Source organism: Candidatus Methylobacter oryzae (assembly GCF_003994235.2).
GTDB classification, from domain to species: domain Bacteria; phylum Pseudomonadota; class Gammaproteobacteria; order Methylococcales; family Methylomonadaceae; genus Methylobacter_A; species Methylobacter_A oryzae.
In genome coordinates this window covers 1-18,784 of record NZ_RYFG02000082.1, presented here as the reverse complement: position 1 = coordinate 18,784, position 18,784 = coordinate 1, and the positions used below count along the sequence as shown (strand labels likewise).

Genomic DNA, 18,784 nt, shown 5'->3' with positions numbered 1-18,784 from the left:
AAACGAAACTTATGCCCTTTGGGTATAACAATTACCTAACAACATTAATACCAGGAGAACACAATGAGTTTCGAAAATTTTCTAAGCCAGTTAAAAAGCAAAGCCAACGAGTTGAAAACAGAGGCGTTAAAGTTCAAGAACAAGGATTTTCTGAATGCGGCGATGGCCGGTTCCGCGTTGGTTGCAATGGCCGACGGCAGTATCAGTTCGGAAGAAAAACAAAAAATGATTAAATTTATCGAAAGCAACGATGCGCTGTCGATTTTTACGACCAGCGACGTGATCAAAGCTTTCCAGGATTTTGTCGGCCAGCTTGAGTTCGATAAGGACATCGGCGAAGCCAAAGCTTATGAAGCCTTAGGTAAGATGAAATCAAATAATCAAGCCGGGCGCTTGTTGGTGCGTATGATTATCGGTATTGCTTCTTCGGATGGAAATTTCGATATTTCCGAGAAAAAGGTCGCAAACAGGATAGCCAAGGAATTGGGGATTGATCCTGCGGAATTTGAGTTATAAAGCATTAGAGCTGTAAGGAGGATTTGCCGTTAGGCAATCCTCCACAATTTCAATTGATTATTATCGGCGTTGTGCGTGTAAGGCGGTGATTCAGCTAAACTATATGCACTAAGTTGCATAGAAAAAGAGAGACCATATGAGAGTTTTTTTGATAGCCGTAATTATTGCTTCTTTCGCAGGTTCTGCATTAGCCCAGGATAAAATTGACCGCATGCATGCCGGTATTATGGAATCGTTTACGCCGGATACGGTTAAATGGAGCGATGAACCGATACTTCCTAAGGGGGCCCAAAGTGTAGTCTTAGTGGGTGACCCAAACAAAGCAGGAGTTTTTATCGCTTGGCTGAAATTTCCGCCCAATTATCCGGTTCCTCCACACATACACCCATTTACAGAGGTCATTACAGTCCTACGCGGCAAATTAGGAAATGGTATGGGTGAAACATTCGACACGAAGAAGGGCGAGATGCTTAAAGCAGGTTCCGGTTTTGTGCTACCCGCAAGTCACACCCATTATGTCTGGACAACAGATGAGGAAACAATCATCGAACTAATCGCCACGGGGCCATGGGGCATTACTTATACGAATCCTAGCGATGATCCACGCAAGAAGAAATAGCCTGGTAAGTTAGGCACCGCGTACCTTTTTAGGTTTAATTCATTGGAAGAATTTGAAAATGGTACGCGGTGCGTACCCTACAACTGTTATTGGTTTTCCAAATTTTCTTTAGCCTTCCTCGATTTCCATTTTGAATAGAAGTAGGCTCCTCCCGAGATAACGCCAGTGGCAGTTGCGGCTGCGCCGATAATTGGCGCTGCGGTCACAATCAAGGGCGCGCTCGTTATTCCCAAAGCGACACCTATCGCGCTTAATCCGGTTGGCGCCGCCAATGTCGCCCCAGCTGCGACAAGGCCGGAAGTAATGCCTAATCCCATCGACACGGTTTCTATCCTGTCGGCAACTCTCTTATGATTAATTCGAGTTCTCAATTTCAGTTTCTCCAAATTCAAGGTTGTTCAAATTCAGCGATTCCCAACAATTTATTCTCTAAACATGAATATTTTATATTTTTTCATAAAGGGGGAGAACAATAAAACTTGCAAATTAAGGCAGGGCAATGGCTTGTAGTTGTCAGCTATTTTAGCAGCCGAAAGTGGAACCGGGGGCAAATTTGAAATCTTAGCGGGAATATCGAGAGTAAATAATTTTTATCGATTAGCGCAACAGCGGCTTGTTCTCCATGCTCCGGTGCCAGCGGCCCGCTGGCCGGTTTTCGCGATTCGGACGAAGTAGTGCAGTCGGTCTTTGTTGCCGCCGGCGCGATGGATGATTGTAAGATGCCGGTTCAGAAGGCGCATTGACATGCGCCCATTGAATCCGTTTGTTTAAAAGCTGATATTTCCTTGAACCCAGATCTTTTGCGTATCGGTATTCACAAAGGTATCGGCCGCATTGTAGTTATCGGCGCTGTAATAAGCGTATTTCGCTAACACCGAATAATGTTTGCCGAATTTCTTAAGCGCTGAAAAATCCCACTCATCGCCGTACTTAATATTTCCGGTATCGTCGGTAAAATTATGATAAGTGCCGGTCAATATCACTTCGCCGCGATCAAGGGTGGAAATCGCGGTGGCGAATACGTCGCGAATACCGTTTCTGGGCGTTACCAGGAATAGGTCCGCCCAGCCCTGGAAGGCATGGTTGGTGCCCAGCGGCGTATCGAACGTTTTATTGGTGCCCATACCGTCAAGCTGCTCTATCGCGCCCTGGAAGGTCAGGTTATAGGCGGTGAATCCTCCCATCATGTTAAGACGGTCAACGGCGTATTTGGTCGGACCGTGGCCGTAATCTTCCTGATGGCTCCATTCGGCGGTATAAACCACGCCGTAATTATCCGTTAATTTGTAAGTGTCTCCGGGCTTTTGATAATTGGTCATGCGCAAGCCGTAAGTCTGGCTCGATTTCTCGTAATTTTCCCGTTCGGTGTAATCCAGCCAGTAGCCGTAACCCACTAGGTTGCCGTAATCGCCGACTTTGTAATTGACGTTCAGGATAGGAGCATCGATATGTTCGTTCGTGGAGGTAAAGGTTTGTACGTTGCCGATAAAGCCGGCGTTAATGGTCAGGCCGAAAATTTGCTGGTTGTTGTGGGTGATCAGCACCGAGTCGTAAGTGGTTTCCATCTGCCGCCAGCCGACGTTGCCGATAAAACGGTCGTCATCCAGTTTGATACGTTGGCGCCCGCCTTTAATGACTGTGTCGGGGATGCCGGAATAGCTGAGCCATAACTGGTTGAGTTCGCTTTTTTCCGGGTCGGCAACGGTCGAGTAGCCGGCATTGCCGTTACGCGTGCTGTTGTAATCATCCTGCATCGCAAGGTTGCCTTCGTATTCGGCATAGCCTTGAATGCCGTGAAAAGTCGGCGACAGCAAACCTATCCGCAAGCGGGCGGTATTGGCGTTGGCGGTATGCGGATATTGTCCCCTGAACAGGGCGCCTTTATCTTGATCCACGTTCTCGTAGCGATAATTAAGGTCGAACTTGATCGCGCCGTTTTTACCGTAATGATAGAAATTAAGCGCATCTTCAACATCTTGGGTAATACCGGCCAAGGCTGAGCCGCTCACTACCGATAAGGCCAATAGTGATGCAGATAAAGGGATGGTTCTTTGTTGCTGCGGCATAAAGCCTCCTTTACTAATTTAAAATAACAACTCGGTGTAACGGTTGATTTACCACGAAGTCACTACAGACAAGAAGTTTAGCTGATTCCCAAGCAGGAGCATGGGAATCAGCGTAATAACTTGCTAATGCGTATGGTCGCATTCGCTAAGAAAACTCAAGATACTTTCCCGGTATCTGTAGTAATCGGGGTGCTCCAGCAGGGCTTTACGGCTGCGGGGTCTGGGTAAATCAATGGTTTCGATTTTGCCGATTTTGGCGTGCGGGCCGTTGGTCATCATCACTACTCGGTCCGCCAGCAGGATGGCCTCATCGACATCGTGAGTCACTACTATGGCCGTCACATGGGTTCTTTCCCAAACTTCCATCAACACTTCCTGCAATTCCCAGCGAGTCAGGGAGTCCAGCATGCCGAACGGCTCGTCCAACAGCAGCAGTTTCGGCGACAACGCAAAGGCGCGGGCAATGCCGACGCGTTGGCGCATGCCGTTGGACATATCGCCGGCTTTTTTAAACAACGAATCGCCCAGACCGACGCGGGTCAGGTAATATTCGGCTATATCGTTGCGTTCCGATTTACCGGCGTGCGGATAGACTTTATCAACGCCCAGCATCACGTTTTCAAACGCGGTCAGCCACGGAAACAGGCTCGGTGCTTGAAACACTACGCCGCGGTCGGGGCCGGCGCCGTCGATTTCCTTGTTATCCAGGATAATAACGCCTTCGGATACGCTGTTTAAACCTGCGGTCATCGATAATACGGTTGATTTGCCGCAGCCGGAATGGCCGATGATCGAGATGAATTCGCCTTTTTTCATTTTCAGGTCGAAGCCGTCGACGACTTTGACCGTGCTGTTGCCGTCGGGCGTCGGGTAGATTTTGGATAGCTGCGAAAATTCCAGGTAGCGGGGGCGGTCTATATCGTCAGACGCGGCGAAGGCCGGCAAATTGCGATTCCAATCGGTGCTGGTGTTGGGTTTAACATTGGGCAGGACTATTTTATCGATGGCCGAACCCAGGTTTTTTTCGATGCCGATGTCCATTAAATAACGGGTGATTTCGGCGCGCAGTTTTTTAAATTCAGGGTTATGGTTTAATGCGGTCCGGTCTCTGGGACGGTCTATATTGACATGAAAATCGGGGCCGAATGTCGCATCCGGGCCGGGATTCAGCGGGATGACCCGGTCGGCCATGTAGATCGCTTCATCGACATCGTTGGTAATCAGGATCACGGTTTTCTTTTCTTGCGACCAGATTTGCAGAATCTCGTCCTGCAAGTTGCCGCGCGTCAACGCGTCCAGCGCGCTGAGCGGTTCGTCGAGCAGCAAAATATCGGGGCTGGCCGCCAACGCTCTGGCGACATTGACCCGCTGGCGCATGCCGCCGGAAAGTTCGGCCGGCTTTTTATTCATTGCCGCGCCGAGGTTAACCATTTTGACGTATTTCTCGGTATGCGCCCGGCGTTGTTCGGCAGGCCAGTCTTTGAATATTTCATCGACAGCCAGAGCGACGTTTTCAAATACGGTCAGCCACGGCATCAGCGAATAGTTCTGGAACACGACGCCGCGGTCCGGTCCCGGTTCGGTAATCGCTTGCCCTTGTTTCAATACTTCGCCGCTATCGACTTGGATCAGCCCTGCAATCGCTGAAATCAGCGTGGTTTTGCCGCTGCCGGAAAAGCCGACAATCGCAATAAATTCGCCTTCTTTAATGCTCAGGTTGATGTTGTTCAGTATGGATGTCGCGCCATAGCTTTTGCACACGGCCTTTAATTCCAGTAAAGGCAGTTGGGCGTCATTCGATGGCGCAGGCGGCATGCTCAGAGGGCGTTTGAGCTTTCCTGAGCTTGCCGAAGGGTTCACAATGTTGAGGTTTACGACTGGCATCTCGGCTCCTGGTTAGGCATGGAAAAAGCAGTTGTCCACGAAAATATTCAACGAACGATGCATTAGGGCTTTTCGTGGATAAATTAACGTTAAATTAAAGCGCTCTACCGAAAGAGAATAGGTTCTGTAAGGACTGCATGATGCGGTCCAACGCAAAGCCGATCAGTCCGATAGTAAAGACCGCGACCATGATTCGGCCCAAGGAGTTGGAACTGCCGTTCTGGAATTCATCCCAGACGAACTTGCCCAGCCCCGGATTTTGCGCCAGCATTTCCGCGGCGATTAATACCATCCAGCCCACGCCTAAAGACAGGCGCATGCCGGTGAAAATGTAAGGTAATGCTGACGGCAGGATGATTTTCTTGATTTGCGTGCTCCAGCCGAGACGCAATACTTTGCCGACATTGATCAGGTCGTTGTCTATCGAAGATACGCCGACAGCGGTATTGATCAGCGTCGGCCACAGCGAGCATAGCGTGACGGTAATCGCGGAAGTCAGGAAAGATTTTTCAAACCAGGAGTCAGGGCCGCCGACATACACGGCGCTGACCACCAGCGTGACGATAGGCAGCCAGGCTAGCGGCGATACCGGCTTGAAGATTTGCACCAGCGGATTGAGCGCGGTGTTGAAGAGCGGGCTCATGCCGCAGAACAGGCCAAGCGGCACGGCGACTAAGGTTGCAATTACAAAGCCTGCAAACACTGTGCAAAGGCTGGTGAAAATTTTGTCCAGATAAGTGGCTTGGCCGTTGTAAGGACGGATTTTGATTTCAGCGCCGGGGTCTTCCGCGCGTTTTTGCTCGTTGCGGGCTTGTTGGCGTTTGTAATATTCGGCTTCTTTGGTCCGTTCGGCGAAATGGTCGTCCAGTAATCCGGCGGCTTCATTCCATACCGCGACAGGGCCGGGAATCGCGCCGAGACTGGTGTTGACCTTGGACGCGGAAAAGCTCCACAGTCCCAGAAAGATCATAAACGCGAATATCGGCACGCCCATCACCAGCCAGAGTTGGCGAATTTGCTGCGAAGGATTGTCTCCGGCGGCAATTTTTACCAGAGGAACAAACCAGGTAAAGCCGGTTATGGTTAAAAATTTTATCAGTCGGTTATGCATGGTTGATACCTCTAAAAGCGGGTGAAAGGTTAAAGGTAAAAAAGCGCGTCCTTGCACTAAAGTAACGTCCATTGTTTAGGTCGGCGCTTACACTTTTGTCGGGCTGGGGTTCCTATGCTCTAGCTTGGGAACCCAGTGTTGGAAGCTCTAACTTCCCGTTTTGCGACGCTAAAGCGTCTCTATTGCATTCCCATTTATGCTCCAGAGGGTACGCCGGAGCGTGGGAACGATGCTATGCAACTACTCAACCACTTTGCCGCCAACCACTTTTTGCTTGCCCTTCAGGCCGATAGGAAACTTAGCCAGGTAATCGTTTGGCTTGGTGGCGTCAAACGTAATGCCGTCAATGAAGTCCGAACTAGGCGGTTTGATGCCGGTTTCGTTGTCGGCAGGAAAATCGGAGGCTTTGGCTTTACCTTCGGCAACCAGCGCCTTGGCCGCGGCCATGTAAACGTCGGGGCGATACACTTTTTTAGCGGTTTCCAGGTACCAGCTATCGGGTTTGTATTCGTTGATTTGGCCCCAGCGGCGCATTTGCGTCAGGCTCCAGACCGCATCGCTGTAATAAGGATAAGAACCGTTATGGCGGAAAAATACGTTGAAATCGGGTAATGGACGTTTATCGCCTTTTTCGTACTCGAACGTGCCGTTCATGCTGTTTGCAAGCACCTCGTAATCGGCGCCGACGTATTGTTTTTGCGACAGCATTTCCACGCCTTCATTGCGGTTCTTGTTGTTTTCCGCATCCAGCCACATTGAGGCGCGGATTAATGCTTTAACGACGGCTTTGTGGGTGTTGGGGTTTTTATCGGCCCATTCTTTGTTCACGCCGAAGATCTTTTCCGCGCTGTTTTTCATCAATTCGTAATCGCTGATGACCGGTACGCCGATGCCTTTGAACACCGCTTGCTGGTTCCACGGTTCGCCTACGCAGTAGCCGACAATCGTGCCGGAATCCATCGTGGCCGGCATTTGCGGCGGCGGTGTTACGGACAGCATCGCTTCGGCGTCGATTTGGCCGGACGTATCTTCGGGCGGCGCATAGAATCCGGGCTTGATGCCGCCGGCGGCCAGCCAATAACGCAATTTCATATTGTGCGTACCGACCGGAAAGGTCATCGCCATGTTGAACGGTTTGCCCGCGCTTTTGTATTTCTCAAGTACCGGTTTCAGCGTATCCGCTTTGATCGGGTGCACCGGTTTGCCGTCTTTCATCGGAATTTGCGGTTTCATCTGATTCCAGACGTCGTTAGAGACGGTTATCGAGTCGCCGTTTAAGGTTAAAGTGAATGCACTGACAATATCGGCTTTGGTGCCGTAGCCGATCGCAGTGCCAAAGGGCAGGGTTGCCAGCATATGCGCGCCGTCCAGTTCGCCGCTGACGACGCGGTCCAATAAAACTTTCCAGTTGGCTTGCGCTTCCAGTTGTACGGAAAGGCCTTCATCTTCGAAATAGCCTTTTTCCAACGCAACCGCCAGGGGCGCCATATCGGTCAGCTTGATAAAGCCGAATTTTAAACTGTCTTTTTCCAGTTTTTCAGCTGCATAAGCCGCGCTGCTTGCAATTGATACTGTTGCTGCGGCAATCAGTGCGGTAGCGAGCTTTTTGATAGTAAATCGTCCGGTTTGTTTCATGTTAACCTCAGCAGGTTTCAAAAAAATCAGCAAAAAAAAAGCGTCACCTAACGGAATACAGGATGTATTCTGTCCGGTAGACGCCTTTGTCTGTTTGGGTTCGCCGTTGAACCGATGTTTTTTTAGTGCCCCGTCGTTGGAGCTCCTGTATTGATTAAAGCAATCGTTGTGCCAAGGACTGGATTACGGGCTTAAGCTAATGAATATCAATGGTTGTGGTGGGTGTTGGGTGCTGTAGCGTTGTTAGTAATGCATCAATCTTGTGCATTTTGCTACGTATCCGCACCAACAATGAAGAACCTTAGCGGCTATGCGCTTCCATGTCTTCCAATTCGATATTCAGCGCTTTGGTTGATAGCAACAGCTCGCTTATCGATGCCAGCAACGATAAAACAATAAAAGCCATGCTGAAGCCGAAAGTCATGTTGCCGTAGTATTGTTGCCCATAAAAAATCAGGCCCATGGCCAGTGTGCAACAGATAATTCCGACGACGCCGAATATTTGCATCGCGACAATAAAACGGATGCGCAGTCTTAAGCTGTCGATCTGCTTTTTGGCAACCGGACTTTGGGTTTTATTGAACAGGTTATGCTGTTCCCTGATCCGGTTGGCAATTGCCAGGAAACGGTTCGAATAAGCCAGAAACAAAACCGAAATGGCTGGAAATAACAGGGCAGGGGTGGTGATGGTAATATCCATGATTATTTATGATCGATAAGGTTTGTTAGACAGGACGAATTAAAACTCATCCCATTCGTCATGATCAGCAAGTTGTAGCTGTAACTTTCTGCTGGAGGGTGCCGGCAGTGCGTTTTCTTTTTTTGCGGTTGGCAAATATCGATGACTGCTTCTTGAGCCGGCCTCGACTTTAAAGCTGCTTACCGCGACTACCAGGTTCTTTGCTTGATCTTCCAGTAATTCCGCAGCCGCGGCGGCTTGCTCTACCAACGCGGCGTTTTGTTGGGTGACATCGTCCATTTGCGCGATAGCCTGGCTGACTTGTGCGATGCCGGAGCTTTGTTCGGAAGATGCCGAGGTGATTTCGGACATCATATCGGTGACGCCGCGGATTGAGCTGACAATTTCTTCCATGGTCAGTCCGGCTTGGGTAACCAGCTTACTGCCCCCTGAGACTTTTTCCACCGAATTATTGATCAATTCCTTGATTTCTCCGGCAGCCGTCGCGGCGCGTTGCGCAAGATTACGCACTTCGACGGCCACGACGGCAAAGCCCCGGCCTTGTTCGCCGGCTCGGGCGGCTTCTACTGCGGCGTTGAGCGCAAGAATATTGGTTTGGAACGCGATGTCGTCAATCACCGAGATAATGTCGCCGATTTTATGTGAAGACTCGTTGATCTCATTCATTGTCTCGACTACTTGGGTGACCGCCTTCACGCCTTTGCCGGCAATGTCGGAGGCATCAACGGCGAGCCGGTTGGCTTGTTGGGCATTGGCGGCATTATGCTGTACGGCGGAGGTCAGTTCCTCCATGCTGGCGGCGGTTTCTTCGAGGCTGGCGGCTTGTTCTTCAGTACGGTGAGACAGGTTATTGTTACCTGCTGCAATTTCTTTAGACGCTGTGCTGATCGTATCGCTAGCTTCTTTAATGTTGCCTATCAAGCCTTTGAGGTTTTCTACAATGTTATTCATGCCGGCAATAACTTCGCCGAAAGTGCCGGGGTAGCTTTTGTCGATGGTCTGGGTTAAGTCGCCTTGAGCAAGGGCTCCGGCAACATGCAATACCTCATTAAAGCCGGCGTCACAGGTTTCCATCAAGTGATTGAGATTGCTCAGGATTCCTTTGAACATAAATTCGAATTTATCCGGATGAGTACGTTTTGAAAAATCACCTTGAGCGCCTGCTTCTGCAAGCATTTTGATTTCGTTGTTTACTGCGAGGAAGGTTTTTTTCGATTCCTGCATAATCTCGGTAATGACGACGGTTTCCCCCGGCAAAACGTCCATATCGACCGAAAAATCACCTTTTGAATAGCGGGCGACGATATCGATCAACTTTCTGTTAATCCGAATACGCGATTGGATTAAGTCATTAATTTCAGCAGCTATCGTGCTATAAACGCCGGGGAATGAAGAACTATTAAGCTGCTCTTTGACCCAACCCTGTGCGTGTTTTCGAGCCATGTCGTTCAGGCTTGCAACGAAAAAATTAAGAGCGTCCTGCATGCTTTGCATCGAACGCAAGAGATCCCCGATCTCATCTTTTTGAGTCGTATCAATGTTGGAATTCAGATTGCCTTCGGCAATAGCCCCGGCCACTTGCTGCGCGGTTTTGACGGACCGGATAATGCCGCGGCTGACGATGGCGGTCAACGTGACTGCCGCTGCGATGCTGAAAGTAAAAATACCGATCAGTACGATGCTGTACCATCGGATTGTTTGTTGAGCTTGCGTTTCATCGCTTGTATTGCGAACTGTTACGGTCTGCACCACTTTATCGATTGCGAGACGGTGTTGTTCATAAGCCTGACGCATTTTTTGCAGGCTGGCCAGTGAAGCGTTGCGATCTCCTGATTGGATCGCAGGCAGAAAATGCCGGTCTGCTTCGTTATAAAAATCCTGGGCGGCCTGGTAAGAGTCTTTAAGCAAAGGCGTATCGAGTTCCTGTTCCAACGCTTGGCCTAACCAGTAGCTATGACGGGACCCGTATTCCGTTTTTAGGGCCTGAAAACGCGTTACCAGCGTGTCGATTTCTACGGGATCGGCGGTTTGGGTTAATTGCAACGTTAACAAATATGATTCGATAATGTATTCGGGCGGAGGCAGTACGTCGGCAATAATATCCTTGCCTTGAACGATGCGCTGATAAACCGGACCGTTAACATTGAGTGTATTCATGGCCGTGAACGTGGCGAAACCAAATAGCGAAAAACCGATAACCAACGTGCTTACAATAATCCTAAAACGCATTTTGATAGTTAATTGTGCAGAGTTTTTCAAGATGTTCAGCATGATGTACACCTAAATTTTGTATGTATTAAGTTATTCGTGAGCCGGTAGTTTAGTCATTAACATAGGGCAGAAAAAGCGTTGCCAAACGGAGTGAGGCTAATGTGCTTAGTTTGATAGACGCTTTTACCGATAAGATTCGCCATTCAACCTTTAGCTTAATGCTCCGCCATTTTGAGGCTACGGTAACGTTAAAGCAAGCATTGTGCCATGATTAACGGGTTCTTGTTGGGAATCAATAATTTTTTGTGAATTAAGTGAAGCGATAACGATGGCATAGAACCTGCTTGATTTTAATAACTATGACTAATTTTTAGAAAGTAAGTCCGTCGAAAGATATGAAAACATTCATCAAGGTAACGGAGATATGGGTTCCCACGAAAGATCGTACTCGCTTGGAGTTTAGCTCGGGCTTGTATGGGCCTTTGAATGAATTTAGGGTTGCCAGCGAAAAAGAATCCTTTGCGTTTGATGAAGGCTTGCCTGGAAAGGCATGGGCCTCCGGCCATCCTGTCGTATTAACGGAATTCGATAATTCTTATTTCAAGCGGACGAAATCGGCCAAAAAAGCGGGTTTAACCTGCGGTATTGCGATTCCTGTTTTTTCCGGTGAATTTATAATGGCTGTGGTTGTTTTCCTGTGTGGCGATGATAAGCACCATGCCGGTGCGATAGAGGTGTGGAGCAACAGCTTGAAGAAAAATACTGAGCTGGCAATTAATGATGGGTATTACGGCACGTTGACTGCGTTTGAAGAAATATCCAGAAGAATGCATTTTGTCAGGGGCTATGGTCTGCCAGGGCAAGTATGGGAGACAGGTATGCCTGTACTGATAGAGGATCTGGGGCACGCATCCGCTTTTATCAGGAGCGCGGATGCCAGAAAAGCCGGAATAACGACAGCCTTAGGTATTCCGGCGTCAGTTGTTGGCGATAAGATTTATATCATGACATTTTTATCGGCTAAAGCGACGCCGATTGCCAGGCGCATACAAATATGGGGGCCGGATGAAAGCGGTCAACGGCTGGTGTGCCAGGCGGGGTACAGTAAACAAAATGATGAGCTGGCTGAAATTTTTGAGACTATCCCGGTGCGCAAGGGCGAGGGTATCTTAGGTAGGGTATGGTTAACCGGCGTTCCTGCGATTAGAACTAATTCCGAAGCGGCTGTCGTGGATGGCTGTTTGAGTTCGATGTTGGCAATTCCCGTCATCGACAACGGGAAGTTGAAAGCTGTGGTTGCTTTCCTGTTTTAAGCAATTTTTCCTCAAACGGGTGTATAAAAGCGGTTCAAATTTGTTGTCCGGTTAGTGCCGGATCTCAGGGTCTAAAGTTATAGCCATTCCGCGGCAATGTCGATTAATAAAATGCGTTCCTCGTCCAGCCTAAGCGACAGGGTTTTGCAAAGCGTATCGCTATTGAAATCGCGATAGCGTTCGGAGGTTACCAGGCGGTAACTGTCTTCCGTCGACTCAAGGGCCAGTAGTTGATAAATATAAGGCCGCCATGCCCAGTTAAAGCCGATCTGAGCGGAATCCTCGAGCCATCGGCCTTCGCTAAAGTTGTAATTCGATGAGATTTGGTCGCCTTCGTTATTGCATAAATAGAAGCGCAAAATGCCGCTGTTTTCAAACGGATGTCTTGATAATTCGTTGAGGTTGACGCCGTTTTCCAGCGCTTTTTTCAGGGGCTCGATCAAGCCTTTAATATTGGCGATAAACTGTATCTTGTGTTCTTCCTTGGCTAATGTTTTTTTAAGGAAGGTTTTTCTTAGCGAACTGATCTGTTTTTGATAATGCAGCGGATCTTTAAATTCCGCTGTGGCAGGCGAAAACAGATAGCCTTGCATATATTGAGCGCCGCAGCTCAAACCGAAATGGAAATCCTCAACGGTTTCCACGCCTTCGCAAACAATGCGGCAACCGGTGCGTTTCGCCAGACGCGATATCAAATGCACAACATCGCTGGCTATACCGCCTTTGGCTGCATTCTGAAAGAGCCGCATATCCAGTTTGATAATGTCGGGTTGTATGGCCATGACTCTTTCCAGTTGGGAAAAGCCGGCGCCAAAATCATCAATGGCTATTTTCAAACCGTGTTGGCGGTACAGGTCGGCAATGGCGACGAGTTTGTCCAGATCGCCTTTCGATTCGGTTATTTCGATAATGACGCGGCTTCTATCGACATTAAATTCGTTCAGCATAAGTAATGTCGGCAGTGCCTTAAAGTCAGCAAGATGATCAATCCATGCGGCGGAAATATTAATCGTTAAATAACCGTTGTAGTTCGATTGGCTGAATCTCTCCAGCGCTTGACGCCGGACTTGGCGGTCCCATGCTATCAGCTGTTCTGCTGAAAAATTCGAAGAAGAAAATAATTCGCCGGCCGACCTGACCCGGCCATTTGTATCATATTGCCGGGCTAACGCTTCATAGCCAATGATAGTACCGCTGGCAGCGCCGATAATCGGTTGAAAATAAGGGAATAATTTTTTTTCTTGAGTCATGTCGAGATAATTTATTTTTAAGGCATTCTGCCACTGAACTTGCATAACTTGCATTTTTGGCGCTCCGGCGCGAAAGTCTTTATATTTAAGTAAAGAAAGCAAGCGATGTGCCAATATTAAATGGCGGTAAAAGCGTAAGGTTTTGTCTCCGATTTAAGTAGATGTAGCATGTTCTCTCTGGGGCATGAAGATTTTACTTGTTAAATTGTGGTGCGCCGAATTGGTGCGTTTTTGTAAGAACATGCACCAATTGAGGTGTTTTAATGGGGTGATTAGACGTTCCAAAATGTTGATAATGATTAAAACGGGGCTCACTTGACTGGCAAAAATCTATGCGAATGATAAATGGCAGCTATCATTTTCGGAATTCGGGAGATGTTTAAAATAAGTGCTCATCCTGCTAAATAATTGATGTTACGCAGGCAAAAAACGAAGTTAGAAACTTCAGTTTAAAGAAGCCCGTTCTGGCGAATAGGTGCATTAGATTCAGGATTGCCGATATGTTTGGGTGAATATATAACATCACGTTACTGGCAAACTTTTCTAAGGAACTGTATAAAAATATGATATATTCGTTTGCGACTTTGGGGGTATTCCAGTAGGAATGTAACATTAATTATTATATCAATATCAGCGTGTTACGGGAATTTTAGACGCTGTTTGTTTAAGCCTGACAGCTTATGATTTTGCATTAACTCTCCGTTAGGTACCGTGGGCGGACAGATTCAAAGCCGCTGCTTTGCCGTGGCAGTGCGAAATAAAGTCAGCGCAACTGAAAGATACTTATCCATTAGAATATTTTTCCCATATCGTGATCGCCCTTCCAGTCTTATTTTCCAGCTAATAAATGCCCGATAAATATCCTCATACCACCATACAGTGCCTTACTGCGATTGCTCAACATCACGGCTTGCAAATCAATCCGGAATGGATAATACAGGAATATGCATTGGGGGAAGAAGAGCCCGCACCTGCTTTATTATTGCGTATTGCTTCGGAAATCGGTTTGAAAGCGAAGGTCCATAAACTGACATGGGAAGGGTTGTTAGCTCAGGGAGGCGTTTTTCCTGTATTGGTTAGGTTACGCAATGGACATAGCGTAATTGTTGTTGGGGTGAAGGCTGAAGGCAATGGCAAAGTTGGCGTTCTTGATCCGCAAATCAGTGGCGCAACAGTGGCTTTGCAGGATAAAGATCAACTGTGCCGGCACTGGGACGGCGATGTTGTATTTCTTAAGCGCAGTCATTCACTGACTGACCCTAAGCAACCTTTTGGCTTGCGTTGGTTTATTCCGGAAATATTGAAGCAAAAGACGGCCTTTAGAGATATTGCAATTGCGGCCATAGCCATGCAGTTCCTGGCGTTGGCATCGCCGATCTTTTTTCAGCTGGTGATTGATAAAGTTCTGGTCCACGAGAGTACTTCCACGCTTTGGGTGTTGGGCGTCGGTATTACCATTGCGCTGGCGTTTGATGCGATTTTTGCCTATCTGCGCCAGCTGCTGACGCTTTCAGCGACTAACAAGATAGATATGCGGCTTACTCGCCGCACTTTTGGGCATCTACTTTCTTTGCCCATCGATTATTTTGAAACGACAACCGCCGGCGTGATTACTCGCCATATGCAGCAATTGGAAAGCATTCGGCATTTTCTGACCGGAAGGCTATTCATTACAGGACTTGATACGATTGGATTATTCATTTTTCTGCCGATTCTGTTCACTTATTCAAACAAGCTGGCAATTATTGTTTTGGCGTTTACGCTATGTATAGCCGGCATTATTGCCGCGCTTTTGCCGACCTACCGAAGACGGCTTAATGCTCTTTATTCAGCCGAAGGTAGGCGTCAGTCTATGTTGGTAGAAACAGTTCATGGCATGCGAACGGTAAAAGCGCTGGCAATCGAGCCGATTCAGCGACGGATTTGGGATCAAATTTCGGCTGAGGCTATTACCATGCATTTTCGGGTTGGGAAGCTTGGGATTATCGGAGGAACTGTTACCGATTTTTTAGGCAAGATGTTGCCTGTGACGATTATTGTCCTAGGTGCTCAGGATGTATTTGATCAAACTTTGTCGGTGGGGGCTTTGATCGCGTTCCAGATGATTTCATCGCGAGTGTCTTCGCCGTTAATTGCTATTGTCGGTTTGATTAATGAATTTGAACAGACCGCCTTGTCTGTTCGTATGTTAGGCGAAGTTATGAATCGCCAGCCTGAAGGGCGTGTAGGTGCCGGAGGTTTACGGTCGCAGCTTTTAGGGGAAATTACATTTCAGGATGTAACGTTCCGTTATCCCGGTGCAAGCGCAACAGCGCTGGACCGCGCCACGTTCAAGGTTCCTGCCGGTGCGATAGTGGGCGTTGTTGGACGTAGCGGTTCCGGTAAAACGACACTGACAAAATTAATTCAAGGACTTTACAGCATACAGGAAGGTATCATTCGATTCGATGGAATCGATGCGCGCGAGATTGAGCTCGCACATTTGCGCCGTCAGATTGGGGTCGTGTTACAGGAGAATTTTCTGTTTCGAGGAACTGTTCGTGAGAATATTTCAATGGCTAAACCTGACGCCACTTTTGAAGAAATTGTTGCCTCGGCTCAGGCGGCAGGTGCCGATGAATTCATTGAACGATTGCCGCAAGGCTATGATACTTTGCTCGAAGAAGATGCGGCCAATCTCAGCGGAGGACAAAAGCAACGACTATCCATTGCCCGCTCCTTGTTATCTAAGCCGCGTATTTTGATACTTGATGAAGCCGCGAGCGCACTCGATCCGGAAAGCGAAGCTATTTTTATTAAAAATCTCTCGCGTATTGCGGTCGGACGCACAGTTATTATGATTTCTCACCGTTTATCTACGTTGGTCAATGCCCATACCATTCTGGTGATGCAGCATGGGCGGTTGGTTGACAGCGGCCGTCACGAAGAATTATTAGCACGCAGCTCAACTTATCAACACTTATGGAACCAACAAACCAGTCATTTGTAGGCTTGGCGCCAACAAAGCCAAAGCCGGGCAAAAGCGAAACCGTTATTGAATTTCTGCCCGATGCGGATGAGATCGAGCGCAGTCCTCTGCCGCGTTCGGCGAGGACCACCCTGCATGTTTTGCTGGCAGCCTTGATTTCTTTTGTGATATGGGCCAGTTACTCCGACCTTGACCGGGTTGTTGTGGCGCATGGCCGATTGATCACCCCATTGCCGAATATACTGGTTCAGCCTTTAGAAACTTCGATTATTCAGAGTATCGATGTACGAATCGGCCAAGTTGTAAAAAAAGGAGAGAAGCTGGCGACGTTGGACCCGACTTTCGCGCAAGCCGATGAGGTTCAGTTGAGAAAGCAGTTGAACAGTTTGGAAACGCAATCAAAAAGTCTTGAGGCCGAGCTTTCCGGCAATAATGCATTAAGCAACATGAGTGCCGATGCGGATAGCCAGCTACAGGCTGAATTGTCTGTTGAGCGACAAGCCAACTACCGGGCCCAGCTTGCTAAAATGGATGAAAATATCGCCCGTTTGCAGGCTACGTTGATAACTAATCGTCACGATCAACAGATGTTGACTGAGCATCTAAAGCCGTTACAAGAAATTGAAAGCATGCAGGAAAAGCTGGTTGCTAAAAATTTTGGCGCGCGAGTGCGCTTGCTAGAAGCGCAGGAAAAACGTCAAGAAGTTGAGCGCAATTTACAGCTTGCAAAAAATCATGAACAGGAAATCAAACGTGAACTGGCAAGTATGGAAGCAGAGAAAACAGCTTTCAAGAAAGGCTGGCGTCAAAAAATGATGGAGGAGATGTTGTCGACCTCTCGTGATCGAAATACAGTGAGTGAGCAACTACAAAAAGCAGATAAACGTCGTAAGTTAGTCACATTAACCTCACCTTCCGATGCAGTGGTGCTGGACATTGCAAAATTATCATTGGGATCGATTGTTCAGGGAGGGGGCGTATTCTTTACATTAGTTCCGCTGGGTACAGAGCTGGAGGCTGAAGTGCAAATCGACTCAATGGACGTGGGTTATGTAAAACTAGGGGATAAATCTCGTATTAAATTGGATGCTTTCCCTTTTCAAAAACACGGAATGCTTGATGGAGAAGTGCGTACGATGAGTGAAGATGCTTTTCGAAAGGAAGAAGAGGCAGGGCAAAGTATGGATGCATTCTATAAGGGTAGAATAAGTTTAGGCAATTCGCATTTGAGAAAGATGCCTGAGCGAGCCCGATTGTTACCCGGAATGACTTTAACTGTGGAAATTGTGGTTGGAAAACGTTCTGTGATTTCTTATCTATTATGGCCGTTAACCAAAGCATTAGATGAGGCCATGCAGGAGCCATAGGAATAATAACGACTACTTCATTCTAAAGGTTATTATTGATGGAAGTCAGTTTATGTCATTTTTATGGCAGTTCTCTGCCGTATTTCAGTGTCGGTTTTCAGATCTAATCAAATTAAAAAACACAGTCAAATATCTAAGTATTTGAGTAAAAAGTATATTCTGTTAACGGCATGTGCCTTGCTCTATTTGTTTTGGTTTTTGTCTGTTTCCGATACGTTTTGCAGTAGTTATCGTTGTCCCCGGATGTGAGAGGGTTAGTTGAAAGTATCTTTAGAGTAAAAGTGTGAGTTAGTTCGCAATAATGCAAGGTGTTTAGGGACTGTATAAAAAGATTAAGCCTTTTATGCGGTAGTATTTGGACTAGTTGTTGTTCGAATAGCTGAGGTCAATAAAAAATTGAAAAATTAATTAAAGTTTAAGAAGGCATGGCCGCCAACTACGTCAGCTTAATAGTTTATTAATTCTGAGACTAATTAATGAATGGTAGAAATTCAGTTAGTTTCGGATTCGATTTACAGTCATTATTGCAATTAAGAGAATAACGCAACAGCCAGAATGTTTTCGCGCATATCGATTGTATAGAGTTGATATTTAACAACTATTTTATATGCGCTTAAAATTTAAAGGCAGTGTCTCGTTTTTTCAAAGAGACAGACAGTTTATGAACAATGCAATAACATAAATTTTTATTAGAGTGGTTTAAGGAGAATAACAATGGCATCAATAATATCATCAATGAGTACGTCGCAAATTATTGCGCTGACTACATCACAAATTGTATCCCTTGCCACCTCTGATATAGATGCCCTAGGTACCTCCCAAACAATTGCATTAACTACTTCTCAGATTTTGGCATTGACCACTTCGCAAGTGAAGGCCTTAACTACTTCCGATATCGCGGTTTTAGGCACTTCGCAAGCCATTGCCCTGGAGACCTCCGACGTGGCGGCGTTGAAGAGCGGCCAAATCGCGGCGTTGGGGACTTCCAATGTCGCGGCTCTAGGCACTTCGCAGGTGGCGGCGATCAGTACCTCAGCTATCGCGGTCTTGGGGACGTCACAGGTGGCGGCATTGACCACTTCGCAGGTTGTGGCGTTGGCCACGAAACAAGCAGCAGCCCTGTCCACCGCAGCTATTGCGGCTT

The 18,784-nt window shown here is 47.6% G+C and carries 14 protein-coding genes; 6 read left to right on the top strand and 8 right to left on the bottom strand.

The window, feature by feature from the left end; genetic code table 11:
• Positions 1 to 63: 63 nt before the first annotated feature.
• Together EKO24_RS08700 and EKO24_RS08695 are read left to right on the top strand one after the other, a co-directional pair.
• Positions 64 to 516 carry a tellurite resistance TerB family protein gene (locus EKO24_RS08700; protein WP_127030116.1) on the top strand — a complete coding sequence of 151 codons (453 nt, stop codon included), beginning with the start codon at positions 64 to 66 and terminating at the stop codon, positions 514 to 516.
• Between the two features lie 136 nt (positions 517 to 652).
• Positions 653 to 1,135, top strand: a complete 483-nt coding sequence (locus EKO24_RS08695) for a cupin domain-containing protein (protein ID WP_127030115.1) — start codon at positions 653 to 655, stop codon at positions 1,133 to 1,135.
• Between the two features lie 86 nt (positions 1,136 to 1,221).
• Here the strand turns inward: EKO24_RS08695 and EKO24_RS08690 are convergent, their stop codons facing one another.
• The 7 genes from EKO24_RS08690 to EKO24_RS08660 form a co-directional block, all read right to left on the bottom strand.
• Positions 1,222 to 1,506 carry a hypothetical protein gene (locus tag EKO24_RS08690; RefSeq protein ID WP_206667238.1) on the bottom strand — a complete coding sequence of 95 codons (285 nt, stop codon included), beginning with the start codon at positions 1,504 to 1,506 and terminating at the stop codon, positions 1,222 to 1,224.
• Positions 1,507 to 1,902: 396 nt separating this feature from the next.
• Positions 1,903 to 3,201, bottom strand: a complete 1,299-nt coding sequence (locus EKO24_RS08685) for an alginate export family protein (protein WP_127030114.1) — start codon at positions 3,199 to 3,201, stop codon at positions 1,903 to 1,905.
• Positions 3,202 to 3,324: 123 nt separating this feature from the next.
• On the bottom strand, positions 3,325 to 5,016 hold the full coding sequence (locus EKO24_RS08680) for an ABC transporter ATP-binding protein (protein WP_162853347.1): 1,692 nt from the start codon (positions 5,014 to 5,016) through the stop codon (positions 3,325 to 3,327).
• 163 nt (positions 5,017 to 5,179) lie between these two features.
• A complete protein-coding gene (locus EKO24_RS08675) occupies positions 5,180 to 6,196 on the bottom strand; it encodes an ABC transporter permease (protein WP_127030112.1) in 1,017 nt (338 codons plus the stop codon).
• 240 nt (positions 6,197 to 6,436) lie between these two features.
• Positions 6,437 to 7,831: a CmpA/NrtA family ABC transporter substrate-binding protein gene (locus EKO24_RS08670; protein ID WP_127030111.1), complete on the bottom strand. Its 1,395-nt coding sequence runs from the start codon at positions 7,829 to 7,831 to the stop codon at positions 6,437 to 6,439.
• A 301-nt stretch (positions 7,832 to 8,132) separates the two neighbouring features.
• A complete protein-coding gene (locus EKO24_RS08665; protein ID WP_127030110.1) occupies positions 8,133 to 8,531 on the bottom strand; it encodes a DUF2721 domain-containing protein in 399 nt (132 codons plus the stop codon).
• A gap of 39 nt (positions 8,532 to 8,570) precedes the next feature.
• Positions 8,571 to 10,802: a methyl-accepting chemotaxis protein gene (locus EKO24_RS08660; protein WP_127030109.1), complete on the bottom strand. Its 2,232-nt coding sequence runs from the start codon at positions 10,800 to 10,802 to the stop codon at positions 8,571 to 8,573.
• Between the two features lie 335 nt (positions 10,803 to 11,137).
• Here EKO24_RS08660 and EKO24_RS08655 point away from each other — a divergent pair, with 335 nt between their 5' ends.
• Complete coding sequence (locus tag EKO24_RS08655) at positions 11,138 to 12,055, top strand: GAF domain-containing protein (protein WP_127030108.1); 918 nt, start codon at positions 11,138 to 11,140, stop codon at positions 12,053 to 12,055.
• Positions 12,056 to 12,132: 77 nt separating this feature from the next.
• On the opposite strand, the gene EKO24_RS08650 is transcribed toward EKO24_RS08655, so the two are convergent.
• Complete coding sequence (locus tag EKO24_RS08650) at positions 12,133 to 13,359, bottom strand: EAL domain-containing protein (RefSeq protein WP_241674441.1); 1,227 nt, start codon at positions 13,357 to 13,359, stop codon at positions 12,133 to 12,135.
• A gap of 793 nt (positions 13,360 to 14,152) precedes the next feature.
• Between EKO24_RS08650 and EKO24_RS08645 the strand changes: the two genes are divergently transcribed.
• The 3 genes from EKO24_RS08645 to EKO24_RS23585 form a co-directional block, all read left to right on the top strand.
• Complete coding sequence (locus EKO24_RS08645) at positions 14,153 to 16,294, top strand: peptidase domain-containing ABC transporter (RefSeq protein ID WP_127030107.1); 2,142 nt, start codon at positions 14,153 to 14,155, stop codon at positions 16,292 to 16,294.
• Complete coding sequence (locus EKO24_RS08640; protein ID WP_127030106.1) at positions 16,267 to 17,640, top strand: HlyD family type I secretion periplasmic adaptor subunit; 1,374 nt, start codon at positions 16,267 to 16,269, stop codon at positions 17,638 to 17,640. The genes EKO24_RS08645 and EKO24_RS08640 overlap by 28 nt, the downstream gene beginning before the upstream one ends.
• 714 nt (positions 17,641 to 18,354) lie before the next feature.
• Positions 18,355 to 18,784 (top strand): hypothetical protein (locus tag EKO24_RS23585; protein WP_421743910.1); only part of this gene is annotated, 430 nt, incomplete at its 3' end.